Consider the following 14,453-nt stretch of genomic DNA (forward strand, 5'->3'; position numbering starts at 1 on the left):
TTTTCAGTGCGCCGTGCATGGCGATTCGCTAGGCGGTGTAAGTCCGCTATGGGGGTAGGTAGCGACCAACCATTAGCCAAGAGCAAGGGTGTCCATCGTGAGATGGAATCTGAAGGAAGCTGGAGGCAAAATTCTGACCCGAGGAACACGAACATCATTAGGCGTACTCTCACAGGGTAAGGCTGCTGAACAAGTCAAAGCCCAAAAGCTATCCGGATGTGGAAACGTAAATGGTGCGGGTACATGGAATGAAAGCAAATCACCTTACCACGGGAGGTCTCACGGACAGGTGGAAACAGAGTATGAAACCTGGTTGAAACAAGATTTGCCGTGAGAAGTCAGCAGAAGCCATAGTACGGAGATGCCTGGAGCATCGAAGGAAGGGCTGAACTAAAGGAAGTGGAAGTCAATGAAAGTTACCGAAGAAACGAACAAATGCAGAAAACAGGAAGAAACCTGCTGTCAAAAAGATACTGCGGAACAGGAAGGATATGGCAGAGGGCATAGTTTCAAGAGGATAACTGAAAACAACACCACTAACACCAACAGACAGAACGAATGGATGCTCGAACGAATCCTTTCAAGTAATAACCTGCACCGTGCCTATAAAAAGGTAAAGAAAAACAAAGGTGAGGGCGGTGTCGATGGAATGAAAACAGGTGAACTTTTGGCATACCTAACTGAACATCAGAGGGAACTCGTCCTCTCCATTCGAAATGGGACATACAAGCCCCAACCCGTTAGAAGGGTAGAAATTCCAAAAGACAACGGGAAAACAAGGAAACTTGGAATACCAACGGTAGTAGACCGAGTCATCCAACAAGCCATTTCGCAGGTCCTAGTCCCTATATATGAAAGAAAGTTCTCAGACAATAGCTATGGTTTCCGACCACATAGAAGTACACATCAGGCACTTCTCAAGTGCCAAAAGAATGTAAATGAAGGATACCAGTATGTAGTAGACCTGGACTTAGAACAGTACTTTGACACGGTAAACCATAGTAAGCTTATCCAGATATTGAGTGAAACAATTCACGACGGACGTGTAATCTCCTTAATCCATAAATTCCTAAATGCAGGTGTTATGATCAAAGGAATAAGGACAACAAATGATTTCGGTGTTCCACAAGGAGGACCACTAAGTCCGCTTCTTGCCAATGTAATGTTAAACGAATTGGATAAAGAAATGGAAGCAAGAAATCACCGATTTGTCCGTTACGCTGATGATGTGATCATATTCTGTAAAAGCCGAAGAAGCTGCGAAAGAACATACCATAACATTCTCCCATTCATTGAGAAGAAATTGCGACTCAAAGTGAACCGAGAGAAGACGATGATCACACATATTAGAAACATCAAGTTCCTGAGTTATGGATTTTACCTTTATGAAGGAAAATGCAAATTCCGGGTACACCCGAAGGGTGTTCAAAAATTAAAGGAGAAAATTCGCAGAATCACAGGAAGAAGCAACGGATTAAGCGTAGAGGAAAGAAAGAAAAGGCTAAACGACACTGTCCGAGGATGGGTAAATTACTACAAGCTAGCGGATATGAAAAGTCTGGTAACCAGACTGGACCAATGGACACGAAGAAGAATGCGAATGGTAACTTGGAAAAGATGGAAGAGAGTACGCACAAGATTTTATTGGCTCAAGAAATTAGGGATCAATAAAAGAAAGGCGTGGGAATGGGCTAACACAAGAAAAGGCTACTGGAGAATCTCCGGCAGCCATATCTTAGCTAGAACCCTTACAAACGAACTCTTCCGAAGAGCAAGGTATATAAGTTTTCTGGATTACTATCTGTCTGTACGGTCGTAAACTTTAGAACCGCCGTGTACGGAACCGTACGCACGGTGGTGTGAGAGGTCGGCTAATCAAATAATGATTAGCCTCCTACTCGATATTACGGATAGATCCGGTTTAAAAGCCTCGGGAACGGAATCGTTTCGCGCACATGCTCAACGCCCGAAATCCAGGCAACCGTCCGCTCAAGGCCCAGCCCGAAGCCGGAATGCGGAACAGAACCGTATTTTCGTAAATCAAGATACCATTTGTAAGCTTCTTCCGACAGATTGAAATCCTTGATCCGTTTCAGCAACAAATCATAGTCATTGATCCGCTCGCTGCCGCCGATGATTTCCCCGTACCCTTCCGGCGCAATCAAATCGGCGCACAGCACGACTTCCGGGCGCTTAGCATCCGGCTGCATGTAAAACGGTTTGATTGCAGCCGGATAATGCGTAATGAACACCGGCTTGTCGAAACTTTCGGCAATCGCGGTTTCATGCGGCGCACCAAAATCTTCGCCCCACTTGATATCCTCAAATCCTTTTTCATGGAGCAATTCAATTGCATCATCATACGTAATCCGCGGAAACGGCGCCGACACTTGTTCAAGCTTTGAAGTATCGCGGCCAAGCCGGTGCAGGTCGAGTTTGCAGTTTTCCAAAACGGACCGGACGATATAAGAGACATACTGTTCCTGTACTTTCAGGCTGTCTTCATGTTCATAAAAAGCCATTTCCGGCTCGATCATCCAAAACTCGATCAAATGGCGGCGCGTTTTCGATTTTTCGGCGCGGAACGTCGGGCCGAAAGAAAATACTTTCCCGAATGCCATTGCTGCCGCTTCCATGTAAAGCTGCCCACTTTGTGATAGATAGGCCTCTTCGTCAAAGTACTTCGTATGGAACAGCTCGGTCGTTCCTTCCGGCGCACTGCCGGTTAAAATCGGCGGGTCGATTTTCGTAAACCCGTGCGTATTGAAAAACTCATACGTCGCCCGGATGATCTCGTTCCGGATTTTCATGACGGCGTGCTGGCGGCGGGAACGGAGCCATAGATGCCTGTGGTCCATTAAAAATTCGGTCCCGTGCGCTTTTGGTGTGATCGGGTAATCTACGGCTTCATGAATGATCTCTATGCCGGTCACCTGGAGCTCGTAGCCGAACGGGGAGCGGGCATCTTCCCGGACTGTCCCGGTAACGTAAAAAGAAGTTTCCTGGCTCATCGATTTCGCCGTTTGAAAGACCTCTTCCCCGGCTTCGTTTTTTACGACAACCCCCTGGATAAAGCCTGTCCCGTCACGCAGCTCGAGAAAAGCAATTTTGCCGCTTGAACGTTTGTTGTTCAGCCAGACCCCGATCGTCACTTCCTCCCCGATATGCTGGTGTACTTCTGAAATGGTGATTTTCACGGTATTTCCCTCCAAAACAATTTCCGGCTTGTCTCCCATATGTACCGAAATCCATTATACTAAACAAAGGCGGAAAAAGGAAACAAGCCAAAGTTTCACGCTTTTTTCCGTGTTTCCACGAACTGTTTGATCCGCTTGAGCGCTTCTTCGAGATTTTCCAAAGAAGTGGCATAAGAAAGCCGGATATTGTTTTCCGCGCCGAAACCGGAACCCGGGACGACGGCAACGCGCGCTTCCTCGAGCAAAGCCTCCACAAATGCGTCAACCGTTTGAAACCCAGTCAGCTTTGCGGCTTCTTTCACATTCGGGAATAAATAAAAAGCGCCTTGCGGTTTGATGCAGGTAATCCCGTCAATTTCAATCAGCTGGTTAAAAACAGCATTGAGCCGTGCCTCGAAAGCCTGGCGCATCTCTTCCACGGTGCGTTCATCCCCGCTATATGCGGCGAGTGCCGCGAACTGGGAAGGCGTTGCCGGATTGGAAGTCGAATGGCTGGCAAGATTTGTCATCGCTTTGATGATATCCCCGTTTCCGGCCGCATAGCCGATCCGCCAGCCGGTCATGGAATGGGATTTTGAGACGCCGTTAATGATCACCGTCTGTGCTTTCAGTTCCGGTGAAATGGTGGCGATCGAGACATGCCGGCTGCCGCCGTACACCAATTTTTCGTAAATTTCGTCCGACACGATCAAAATATCGTGTTTCAGGCAGACTTCACCGAGTTTTTCAAGTTCTTCCCTTGTATACATCATGCCGGTCGGATTGCCGGGAGAGTTGAGTACAAACGCTTTTGTCCGCGGCGATATGGCTTTTTCCAGCTGCTCCGGCGTTATTTTATACTGGTTTTCTTCTTTGCCTTCTACAAAGACCGGGACGCCTTCTGCAAGCTTTACCTGCTCGGGATAGCTTACCCAGTAAGGAGACGGGATGATCACTTCATCGCCCTGGTCGAGCAGCACCTGAAACAATGTATACAAGGCGTGTTTTGCCCCGTTGGTAATGATGATTTCATTTGCTTTAAAGCCAAGCCCCTGGTCTTTTTGGAATTTTTCAATGACGGCCTCTTTCAGCGATGCCATTCCGCCGGCCGGGGTATACTTCGTCTGGCCGTCCAGCATCGACTGGTACGCGGCTTCGATAATCTCCCTCGGTGTATTAAAATCGGGTTCACCTGCGCCAAGGCCGATCACATCGATGCCTTGCGCCTTCATTGCTTTTGCCTTTGCCGTAATCGCCAACGTGGATGACGGCGTTAATGCACTTACCCTTGATGCCAGTTTCATACGATTCACCTCTCCAAACGGATCAATTGGATTTTTTTAAAAAAGGAACCTCATCATAGCCGAGGCTGTTTCCTTTTATATAAGCAACTTCCCAAATGGGAACCTGGCTTTCCATGCCGAGCCGCACAGATAAAATTTTATCCGGCTGCCTTTTCTGCACCACTTGTTTCACTGCATCCTGTTTTGAGATGCCGGTATTCAAGTCTAGGACGGTCACACGTTTCGGTTTCTTTTCAGGGATCCAAACCGCTTTTTTCTTCCCGCCTTTTCCTTTCCCCACGACAACATAATAGGTGCTTTTGCCATTGTAAAGATAAAATGCATCGGCAGCCCGGATGCCGGCTTCGCTTTTGGCAACAGCGACCGCTTTGTTGTAGGCTTCATGATACGGTTTCCGTGCTTTCCAATAAGTCTCTGCCGCAAATCCGGCTATCACGATGACCAAAATGCAAATCGAGATCAGTGCTTTTTTCATTCCGAACCCTCATTTTCCATGGCGTAAATCCTTTTAAGCAGAAATTGTCATTCATATCAGTTCCCATGCAGGCCATCCTAAGCTTAGAATCATTTCCTTCATCATTATACAGCAAAAATGAATGAAAAAATGATGCATTTGATCATTTTTCCGGTCTACCCTGTTTTGTGCTGCATTGTCGCAGCACTTTTTTTACAGCCAGCTTTCAATGACCTCAAGCGTCTCGTTCAGATCCAGGTGCCTGATGCGGACCGGCGGCAGAGACTTTGTGAACGCCGGCCCGTATGTGGCCGTTTCAATCCTCCGGTCCAGGACAAGAAAAATGCCGCGGTCATGACGCGTCCGGATAAGCCTGCCAAACCCTTGTTTGAACCTGAGCACGGCTTCAGGCAAGGCATAGGCGGAAAACGGGTTTTTCCCCTTTGCCCTGAAATAATCGGACTTTGCTTCAGTAACCGGTTCATCCGGGGGCAAAAACGGAAGGCGGGCCATCACAAGGCAGGAAAGGTCATCGCCAGGGATGTCGACCCCTTCCCAAAAGCTGCTTAAACCGAAAAGAATGGCTTTGTCAAATTTTTGAAAGCTTTTCGTTAACCTCGACCGGCTGCCGCTTGATATTCCCTGGGCGATAAACATATAATCTTCAAGCATTCCGCTTTCTTTCATCAGGTGGTACACGTTTTTCAGCAAATCAAAGGATGTAAATAAAATCATCATCCTGCCTTTTGTGGCCTCCGCAACGGCAAGCAGATAACCTGCCATTTTTTCCGCAAAGTCTTCTATACTGACGGATCCGATATCGGGAAGGTCGTTCGGGATAATAAACTGCACCTGCCTGTCGAACCGGAAAGGCGACGGAATGCGGACCGTTTTTGTGGTGTGCGCTAGCCCCGTCTCGTCCAGAAAATAGCGGAAGCTTCCGCCAACGGTCAATGTCGCGGAAGTAAGCACAACGCTCTTTTTTCGCGAAAAAAAAGCTTTTTGCAATGTTTCTCCGGCATGCACCGGCTGGCAATAGATGACAAGGCTGTTCGGGAGGGCACGCAAATCCCCTTCCACCCAGACGACATTTTCATCCCCGCCGTTTTGGCCGGCGAAAATGGCCAGGTTGTCGCGCAAAAGGCGCCAATCTTCCAAAAAGCTGTACATTTCTTCGATAAATGCGAGTGCCTGTTCTTTCATCTTTTTTTCGGAAAGCAACTGCGAAAGTCTTTCTTCCAAAGTCTGTGAAATCTCTTTCATGGACGCCCTGATCCGTTCCGTACAGAGCAGAACTGCCTGCCATGCTTTTTGTTTCCAATTTTCTTTTTTAATTCTTAATTTGATTTTCTGGTAACCATTTGTTTCCCGGTTCGCGCGCAACACTTTTTGAGCGAGCATGCCGAATAAATCATCGAGCTCGGCATCAAGGCCCTGCAGGATTGCATCGCATTCAAACGCGTGCAGTCGGGCTTTTAGCCCATATTTTTCCATCATTTTTTCCAATTTGTAAAACAGTTGTTTTTGCTCATACAGACCAAGCCTTGCCATCATATATTTCATTTGGTTGTAACTTGCGCGTTTCCCGATCGTTTCCCGGGCCGCTTGTTCAAGGCGGTGGGCTTCATCAATGATGACGTATTGAAATCCGTCAAACACCGACTGGTCCCTTTCAAGTTCCGCGCACAGCATCGCATGGTTCGTGACGGCGATGTCAGCAGAGGCTGCGCAGGCTTTGGCGTAAAGATAAAAATCCCGCGATTTCCACGGATCTTTTTTATCCGTATGCCAGCCGTCCTGTTTAATCCGCTGCCAAAAATGTTTTCCGCCGCCAGATAAATGAAGCTCGTCAAGATCGCCGCTTTCTGTTTCGGTAAGCCAGACCAGGATTTGCATTTTGGCAAATACGGCGTCGTACTGCCGGTCCGGTTCTTTTAACGACTGTTCAAACTTAAACAAATGCAGGTAATGGCTCCTCCCCTTTAGCAACACGGTCCTGACCGGGGTTTTCAGCATCTGTTCAAGCCTTTTGATTTCCTTATTTAAAAGCTGGTGCTCAAGCGCAACAGTATACGTGCTGATTAACACCGGTTTCTGTTCCGAAATCGCTTGGAAAGCGGCCGGCACAAGATAGGCAAGGGATTTGCCGATGCCCGTGCCTGCTTCTAATGCGACATGCTCCTCAGCAGAAAAAGCTTCCCGGACATGGTCCATCATTTCAAATTGGGCGGGGCGCGCTTCCATCCCGGTACCTGAAGCCGAAAACCAGGATTCTTTTTCAACTGCATCCTGCGGGTAACGGCCAATCTCACGCGGTCCGTTATCCGGCGGGAGGATTTTCCGCTTTAATGCAATACCACGGTATACTTCCATATCCGGCGGCAAATGCTCGATATGCCGCCGTTTCTCTTCCAGTATATCCTCAAAAATGCCGGCAAGGTCGTTTTTCAAGGAATAAGAAAGCGGCACGAGTTGTTCAAGTGTGACGACAGGAAGGGACGCACACTTTTCCATGCAGGCAAGAAGCAGCTTTGCCGTCACAAAAGCATCACTGTCCGCCCGGTGCGGCCGTTCATGATAAAGAGACAAAGAATCGGCCAGATCCCCCAGTTTATAACTGTTCAAAGTTGGAAATGCAATTCTCGAAAATTCAACGGTGTCAAGGCTTGGCCCGCGAAACGGCGGAAACCCCGCAGCCTTTAATTCCTGCTGCAAAAACGGCAGGTCAAACAGCACATTGTGGGCGACAAATATGCTGTCTTCCAAAATTTCCATAATGCGCGGGGCGATCTCCGAAAATACCGGCGCTTCTTCAAGCATGCCGTTATCGATCCCGGTCAATTCCGAAATAAACGGCGGTACCGGCTTTTCGGGATTAACGAAGCTTGTAAATTGCGTTTTTATCTCCCGGCCTTCAACCACAACAGCGGAAAACTGGATGATGCGATCGCCTTTTTTTGCTGAATTTCCTGTTGTTTCAAGATCTACGACTACATAGCGCTGCATAACATCACCTGACTAAAAATAATTGCCCCGTTTCTTCCATATTGTACTATTTTAACATAAAATCGATCATTCGCCACAAGCAGATGCAGAAATTAAAAAACCGCCCTGCCGGAAAAAGCAGGTGCGGTTTTACCTTACAAAATCGTGGAAGCCGGTTCTTCCGATAACATTTTTTCAATTCGGTTTTTTGCATCAAGCAGGACAATTTTCGGATGGTGGTTTTTCATTTCTTCTTCCGTCAAAAGGGCGTACGAAATGATAATCACAATATCGCCGGGTTGTGCAAGCCGGGCGGCCGCGCCGTTCAGGCAGATGACACCGGATCCCCTTTCACCCGGGATAATGTACGTTTCAAATCGCGCCCCGTTGTAATTGTTCACTATTTGCACTTTCTCATTGGGCGCCATTCCCGCAGCATCCAGCAAATCCGCATCAATCGTGATGCTTCCGACATAGTTTAAATTCGCTTCCGTCACGGTTGCCCGGTGGATTTTTCCGTTCATCACAGTCCGCAGCAAAGCAATCTCTCCTATTCTCATGTTGTTTATTCTGCAAAAATGATATTGTCGATGAGCCGTGCTTTTTCAAATTGGACGGCGACTGCGAGGATACAGCGCCCATGTATGGCATGGACCGGTTCGAGGTCAGGATATGAATACAATTCTACGTAATCGATTTTCCCGGACAGATGCGCGGAAAGATGCGCTTTCACAAGGGAAATCACTTTTTCCGGGTTTCTCTCTCCCTGTTCAACCGCTTTGTTTGCCAATTGCAAACTTTTGTATATTTCGGGTGCTTCTTTCCGCTCCGCCTCCGATAAATAGACGTTTCTCGAACTTTTTGCAAGGCCGTCCGGTTCGCGCACGATCGGGCACGGGACAATGTCAATGGGAAAATCCAAATCGCGAACCAAATTTTCGACAACGGCCACCTGCTGGGCATCTTTCAATCCGAAATAAGCGCGGTCCGGCTGAACGAGGTGAAACAATTTCGAAAGAACCGTCGCCACGCCGTCAAAATGGCCCGGCCGCTTTCTTCCGCAAAGGACATCCGTCCCTTTTGTCACTGTCATTTGAACCGATAAAGCGCGCGGATACATTTCTTTAACAGAAGGGATAAACAATACATCAACGCCGGCTGCTTCCGCTTTATGCCGGTCCCCTTCGGCATCGCGCGGGTACCGGTCGAAATCTTCATTCGGACCGAATTGGAGCGGGTTTACAAAAATACTCATGATGACAATATCGTTTTCTTTTCTTGCCTGCTTTGCCAGGGCGAGATGGCCTTCATGCAAGTAGCCCATCGTCGGGACAAACCCGATCGACTTGCCTTCCTTTTTATACCGGGATACTAGCGCCCGGATTTCCTGCTTCGTTTCTGTAACGCTCATCGCCTGTGCGGTTTTCATTTTGCATGCCCCCCGTACAGTGTTGCCAGTTCTTCTTCTTTCATCGTGTACGTATGCTTTTCTTCGGGGAACGTCCGGTTTTTTACTTCCTGTACGTATTGGCGGAGCCCCGCGCGCATCACGGCATCCGCATCGGCAAATTGCTTCACAAATTTTGCCACTTTTTCGCTTCCGTATTTTACCAGGTCATGGAATACAAGGACCTGCCCGTCTACATCAAGGCCGGCCCCGATTCCGATGGTTGGAATGGAAAGTGCGGCTGTCACTTCTTCCGAAAGCTGCCGCGGGACGCATTCCAGGACGACAGCAAAAGCGCCGGCCTCCTCGCACGCTTTCGCATCTTCCAGCAGCTTTTTGGCGGCTTCCGCTGTTTTCCCTTGGACTTTATAGCCGCCGAAAATCCCGACCTTTTGCGGCGTCAGCCCGATATGAGCCATCACCGGGATGCCTGATTCCGTAAGCGCTTCAATTTGAGCCGCGACTTCTTTCCCGCCCTCCAGTTTTACGGCATGGGCACCGCCGTCCTGAATGATGCGGGCGCCGTTTTTTAATGTTTCTTCGCGGCTCAAATGGTACGACATAAACGGCATATCGGTGACGATAAAAGTGTTTTTCGCCCCGCGTTTGACCGCTTTCGTATGGTGGACCATGTCCGCCACGGTCACCGGAATGGTCGAATCATAGCCGAGCACGACCATGCCGAGTGAATCGCCGACAAGAATCATGTCAACGCCCGCTTCTTCCGCAAGCTTTGCAGAAGGATAATCATAAGCGGTCACCATTGCAATTTTTTCTTCTTGCGCCTTCATCTTCACAAAATCCGTCGTTTGTTTCATTTTCCAACACTCCTCACCTGTCATGGATTGACCGGTGCAGAGGAAACAAACAATTGGAAAAAGGAGCCCGTCACTGGACAGACGGGCTCCCTGTTGTTTCAATTGTTCATTTTGGCCCTCTGTCCCCGTCCGTTTAAGGATCAAGGCAGAATCTATTTTGTATAAAAAGCTGAATTGGTGTAGTTCCGAAATAGATACTACCCAAGTTGATTATAGCAGGAATGGCCAGATTGCGCTATATCCGGCCAAAAATTTTGTCAATTTTTTAACGTTCGATTTCAATATCTGCGGAGTAAATGGCATGCATCTGTCCGTCTTCCCCTTCAAGCTGGAGCACGCCGTCATCCGTGATGCCGACCGCACTCCCTGAAATATCCCCTTTTAACGTATGCGCCGTGATTTTTTTCCCTGCCACATTGGCATAGCTTTCCCATAAAATTTTAAGCGGCGCAAAACCGTTTTGGAGATAAATTTCCTCGTATTTTTCCAATTTCTCAAGGATGCGCTGAATGAGCAGCGCGCGTTTTACTTTTTTACCAGAAGCAAGGGAAAGGGATGTTGCGATCGATTTTAAGGGGTCCGGGAAATCGGTTTCGTTTACATTGATCCCGATCCCTGTGATCACCGCCTGGATCCGATCCGTGTCCGCTTCAAGCTCTGTCAGGATCCCTGCGCATTTTTTTCCGCCGATTAACAGGTCATTCGGCCATTTGATCTCCGGCACAATCCCCGCTGTTTCTTCGATTGCCTGTGCGACCGCAACGGCGGCAATGAGCGTAAACGGGGGCGCCATTTGCGGCGGAAGATCCGGCCGCAGGACAATACTCATCCAGATACCGGTATATTTAGGGGAATACCAGGACCGCCTGAGCCTGCCCCTTCCTCCCGTCTGCTGCTCTGCAATCACAAGCGTGCCATCAGGACAGCCTTCCTGTACGAGCTGGTGCGCAAGCCGCTGGGTAGAATCGATCGTTTCCCGGTAATGAATGTTTCTTGCAAGCCGTTTTGTCCCGAGCCCGTACCGGATTTCATTTTTCGTCACTTTGTCGCCCGTTCCTTTAATCCGGTAGCCTTTTTTCCGAACCGCTTCCAATTCAAAGCCTTCTTTGCGCAGCTCTTCCATATGCTTCCAAACTGCCGCCCGCGAGCAGTTCAGCTTTTTCGCCAGCGTTTCTCCCGATACAAAGCCGTCCCCAGCTTCCGTTAGCAATTCTATTATTTTTTCTCTTGTGGATATTTGCACAAAACCCACCTCCGGATTGCCTCATATTGGTTTTCGATTTCGCCGTTTATCAGCGCTTTTTCAATCTCACGGAGCATTTCTTTCAGCCACGGGCCGCCTTTTTTCGAAAAAAGCGCCATCAGCTTTTTCCCGTCGATTGCCAGCTCGCTGCGGTTTTTCACCGGCAATTTCTGGAAAGCCTGCCGGAGAGCGGAAATGCGGGGCGCCGGGTTTTCGCGGCGAAAAGCACAGAAAACCGCTTCAGCATCCAATGCCGTTTGTTCGCCAGCATCGTAGAGCATAAGCGGATCCCACTTTCGCCCGGCGCGCATCCTGAAAAGGCTGAGCGTACGCACGATGGCTTTCCGTTTTTCATTCGGCAGTTTCCATTTTCGCAAAAAAGCGTTGGCATCTTCCGGGTTCGCGGCGGCAACAAGGTACACCCAAAGCTGCTGTTCTGACAATTCGTTTAACACCGGGTGCAGGACGGAAAAAAGCTGTGCTTCCCTGTCGCAAAGACCGGGGAGAAACCCCAGCAGCCCGGTTTCCTGAAGCAGTTGAAGTGCTTCATACGGATGCTCTCCTTCCAGCAATTTGATGAATTCCTGGGTTATCCGCTCAACAGCAATATGTCGGATAAGCGGTGCATGGCGCTTGATGGCCTGCTTCGTCCCGGGTTCAATACCAAAACCGAGCTGACTTGTAAACCGGGCGGCCCGCATCATCCGGAGCGCGTCTTCCCGGAATCTTTCTTCAGGGGATCCGACCGTTTCAATCCGCTTCATCCGGATGGCTTCACTGCCTCTAAACGGATCAATCAGTTTCCCGTTTTTATCCATCGCCATCGCATTCATCGTGAAGTCGCGCCGTTTTAAATCTTCAAGCAATGAGTCCACATATTCAACCGATTCCGGACGCCGGTAATCTTTATAGGCCGACTCGGTCCGGAACGTCGTGATCTCGTACTGGTTTCCTTTATATAATACAAGCACTGTTCCATGTTCAATGCCGATGTCAACAGTATGTTTAAAAAGCGCCTTTACCTCTTCCGGTTTCGCCGAGGTGGCAATATCGACATCGTGCACCGGCCGCCCGAGCAGGCTATCGCGGATCGAGCCCCCGACAAAAAAAGCTTTGAACCCTGCGTCTTCAAGCGTCCGGATAATGGGAAGCGCCGTCTGAAATGGCGGGAGCATGTCCATCAACCTCATTTACCGTTTGTTCATATATTTGTTCGTATTGTTTCAAAATGTTGCGGGAATAAAATTTCTCTTTTACCGTCTTTTCGCACGCTTTCGAAAATGCAGCATAAAGGCCTGGATCCTCAAGCAGCCGGACGGCTTTTCGGGCAACGTCGCTCACATCACCCAACGCGCACAAATAGCCGTTCACCCCGTCTGTGATGACTTCCGGAATGCCGCCGACCCGGGTGCCAATGCACGGGACACCGCACGCCATCGCTTCAAGCGCAACAAGGCCGAAACTTTCCTTTTCCGATAAAAGCAGCATCAGGTCGCTGATTGCGTACAACTCCTCGAGCCGGTCCTGCTTTCCTAAAAACAAGACATCTTTTTCTATACCGAATTGGGCAACGAGCCGGGAGACGACAGTCATTTCCGGCCCGTCGCCGACAAGGAGCAGTTTCGCCGGCATTTGTGCCCGCACTTTCGCAAAAGCCTTGACGACATCGGGCACGCGCTTTACCGCCCGGAAATTGGAAACGTGAATCAGCACTTTTTCCTTTTCCGAAATGCCGTAATCCTGTTTTAAATGGCCTGCCTCCCTTTTCCGGTATACGCGTTCATCGACAAAATTATAAACCGTCGAAATGTTTTTCTGCGGCCGGATCAAATCGTACGTTTGCCGGACGAGCGCTTCAGAAACGGCCGTTACTGCATCCGACTGTTCAATCCCGAACCGGATGGCGGAAACAAGCGACGGGTCATACCCGAGCACAGTGATGTCCGTGCCATGCAGGGTGGTCACGATTTTCATCCGGGTGCCGGCCATCATTTTGCCGAGAATGGCGCAGATGGCGTGTGGAATTGCATAATGGACATGGAGCACATCCAGCTTTTCCCTTTCCGCCACTTCTGCGATCTTAGAGGCAAGCGCAATATCATAAGGCGGATATTGAAAGACGGCGTACTGGTTCACTTCCACCTGATGGGTATAAATATTCGGGTACATTTTATTGAGCCGAAACGGGACACTCGAGGTAATAAAATGGATCTCGTGGCCGTTTTCGGCAAGCAGCTGGCCGAGTTCCGTTGCAATGACGCCGGATCCGCCTACGGTCGGATAGCACGTAATCCCGATTTTTAACTTTTTCATAAGTCGAGCACATCCAAATTCACAAGAACCGGTTTTTTGCTTAAAAACCCTTCTGCATATTTCACCCCGAGCTCTTTCCCGAACATCCTCTCACGCGCGGTGACCGCTTCAATATAGCCATCCGTAAGCGGTGTATGGACACTTCTTTCCCGTATCGAAAACTGGCTTTCATAGGCATGGAGGCTCTCAAGTTTTTTGTCCATAAAGTTGGTGACATCGACGACAAAATCGGGCGGATGAAAACCGTTTACCATATAAAAATAAAGATGTTTCGGTTTATGGGAAGGAAGATCCGGTTCAGAACGGTATTTCCCGATGCCGGCCGAAAAAAAGGCTTCCTCTGTAAGCCTGCCGCAGTTACCGTGATCGGGATGGCGGTCTTCATGAAAAGGCGCAAACACGACATCCGGCTGAAACTTCCGGATGACACCGGTAACGGCACGGATAGCGTCCGCTTGCATAAAAAGGCCGCGGTCTGGCAATTTCAGCGTTACTCTTTCTCTAACCCCGAGGCAGGCTGCCGATTTTTGCGCCTCTTTTTTGCGGTTTTCAACCGTCCCGTTCGAAGACAGCTCCGCTTCTGTCAAATCGCATATCGCAATTTTTTTCCCCATTGATGCCCATTTGGCAATAGATGCCGCCATGCCGATTTCGACATCGTCGGCATGGGCCCCGAAAGCGAGAATATCCACCTTGCCGGCCATTTCCTTTCC

12 protein-coding genes are annotated in these 14,453 nt (G+C 49.1%); 1 reads left to right on the top strand and 11 read right to left on the bottom strand.

Going from position 1 to position 14,453, the window contains the following annotated elements; all coding sequences use genetic code 11:
* Positions 1-409: 409 nt before the first annotated feature.
* Positions 410-1,819 (top strand): group II intron reverse transcriptase/maturase, encoded by a 1,410-nt coding sequence (gene ltrA / locus OF158_RS09105; RefSeq protein ID WP_014098189.1) that lies wholly within the window; start codon positions 410-412, stop codon positions 1,817-1,819.
* Positions 1,820-1,904: 85 nt separating this feature from the next.
* Here ltrA and asnS read toward each other — a convergent pair whose 3' ends face one another.
* The 11 genes from asnS to bshB1 all read right to left on the bottom strand — a co-directional run bounded on the left by asnS (position 1,905) and on the right by bshB1 (position 14,444).
* Positions 1,905-3,197 (bottom strand): asparagine--tRNA ligase, encoded by a 1,293-nt coding sequence (gene asnS, locus OF158_RS09110; RefSeq protein ID WP_035184709.1) that lies wholly within the window; start codon positions 3,195-3,197, stop codon positions 1,905-1,907.
* 95 nt (positions 3,198-3,292) lie between these two features.
* Positions 3,293-4,480 (bottom strand): pyridoxal phosphate-dependent aminotransferase, encoded by a 1,188-nt coding sequence (locus OF158_RS09115; RefSeq protein ID WP_017550453.1) that lies wholly within the window; start codon positions 4,478-4,480, stop codon positions 3,293-3,295.
* 22 nt (positions 4,481-4,502) lie between these two features.
* Entirely contained in the window at positions 4,503-4,955 is a 453-nt protein-coding gene (locus tag OF158_RS09120; protein WP_014098186.1) for a cell wall elongation regulator TseB-like domain-containing protein, read from the bottom strand.
* Positions 4,956-5,147: 192 nt separating this feature from the next.
* The gene (dinG, locus tag OF158_RS09125) at positions 5,148-7,940 is read right to left on the bottom strand and encodes an ATP-dependent DNA helicase DinG (protein ID WP_035184704.1); all 2,793 of its coding nucleotides are present in this window, start codon (positions 7,938-7,940) and stop codon (positions 5,148-5,150) included.
* 134 nt (positions 7,941-8,074) lie between these two features.
* Positions 8,075-8,458 carry an aspartate 1-decarboxylase gene (panD, locus tag OF158_RS09130; RefSeq protein WP_014098184.1) on the bottom strand — a complete coding sequence of 128 codons (384 nt, stop codon included), beginning with the start codon at positions 8,456-8,458 and terminating at the stop codon, positions 8,075-8,077.
* A gap of 26 nt (positions 8,459-8,484) precedes the next feature.
* Positions 8,485-9,330 carry a pantoate--beta-alanine ligase gene (panC, locus tag OF158_RS09135; RefSeq protein ID WP_026104511.1) on the bottom strand — a complete coding sequence of 282 codons (846 nt, stop codon included), beginning with the start codon at positions 9,328-9,330 and terminating at the stop codon, positions 8,485-8,487.
* A 14-nt stretch (positions 9,331-9,344) separates the two neighbouring features.
* Positions 9,345-10,184: a 3-methyl-2-oxobutanoate hydroxymethyltransferase gene (gene panB / locus OF158_RS09140; RefSeq protein ID WP_014098182.1), complete on the bottom strand. Its 840-nt coding sequence runs from the start codon at positions 10,182-10,184 to the stop codon at positions 9,345-9,347.
* Positions 10,185-10,449: 265 nt separating this feature from the next.
* Entirely contained in the window at positions 10,450-11,427 is a 978-nt protein-coding gene (locus OF158_RS09145) for a biotin--[acetyl-CoA-carboxylase] ligase (RefSeq protein WP_017550456.1), read from the bottom strand.
* Positions 11,400-12,602, bottom strand: coding sequence for a CCA tRNA nucleotidyltransferase (locus tag OF158_RS09150; RefSeq protein ID WP_017550457.1), 1,203 nt, complete (start codon positions 12,600-12,602; stop codon positions 11,400-11,402). The genes OF158_RS09145 and OF158_RS09150 overlap by 28 nt, the downstream gene beginning before the upstream one ends.
* Positions 12,556-13,740, bottom strand: coding sequence for an N-acetyl-alpha-D-glucosaminyl L-malate synthase BshA (gene bshA, locus OF158_RS09155; protein WP_014098179.1), 1,185 nt, complete (start codon positions 13,738-13,740; stop codon positions 12,556-12,558). The genes OF158_RS09150 and bshA overlap by 47 nt, the downstream gene beginning before the upstream one ends.
* Positions 13,737-14,444, bottom strand: a complete 708-nt coding sequence (bshB1, locus tag OF158_RS09160) for a bacillithiol biosynthesis deacetylase BshB1 (RefSeq protein WP_014098178.1) — start codon at positions 14,442-14,444, stop codon at positions 13,737-13,739. The genes bshA and bshB1 overlap by 4 nt, the downstream gene beginning before the upstream one ends.
* Positions 14,445-14,453 lie beyond the last annotated feature (9 nt).

This window comes from Weizmannia sp. WK01 (assembly GCF_025905465.1).
GTDB lineage: Bacteria > Bacillota > Bacilli > Bacillales > Bacillaceae_C > Weizmannia > Weizmannia faecalis.

What these genes read in the sequence shown, in the direction of transcription:
- ltrA (WP_014098189.1), top strand. Translation starts at nt 410, where the DNA reads ATGAAAGTTACCGAAGAAACGAACAAATGCAGAAAACAGGAAGAAACC.
- OF158_RS09115 (WP_017550453.1), bottom strand. Translation starts at nt 4,480, where the DNA reads ATGAAACTGGCATCAAGGGTAAGTGCATTAACGCCGTCATCCACGTTG.
- OF158_RS09120 (WP_014098186.1), bottom strand. Translation starts at nt 4,955, where the DNA reads ATGAAAAAAGCACTGATCTCGATTTGCATTTTGGTCATCGTGATAGCC.
- dinG (WP_035184704.1), bottom strand. Translation starts at nt 7,940, where the DNA reads ATGCAGCGCTATGTAGTCGTAGATCTTGAAACAACAGGAAATTCAGCA.
- panC (WP_026104511.1), bottom strand. Translation starts at nt 9,330, where the DNA reads ATGAGCGTTACAGAAACGAAGCAGGAAATCCGGGCGCTAGTATCCCGG.
- panB (WP_014098182.1), bottom strand. Translation starts at nt 10,184, where the DNA reads ATGAAACAAACGACGGATTTTGTGAAGATGAAGGCGCAAGAAGAAAAA.
- OF158_RS09150 (WP_017550457.1), bottom strand. Translation starts at nt 12,602, where the DNA reads ATGCTCCCGCCATTTCAGACGGCGCTTCCCATTATCCGGACGCTTGAA.
- bshA (WP_014098179.1), bottom strand. Translation starts at nt 13,740, where the DNA reads ATGAAAAAGTTAAAAATCGGGATTACGTGCTATCCGACCGTAGGCGGA.
- bshB1 (WP_014098178.1), bottom strand. Translation starts at nt 14,444, where the DNA reads ATGGCCGGCAAGGTGGATATTCTCGCTTTCGGGGCCCATGCCGACGAT.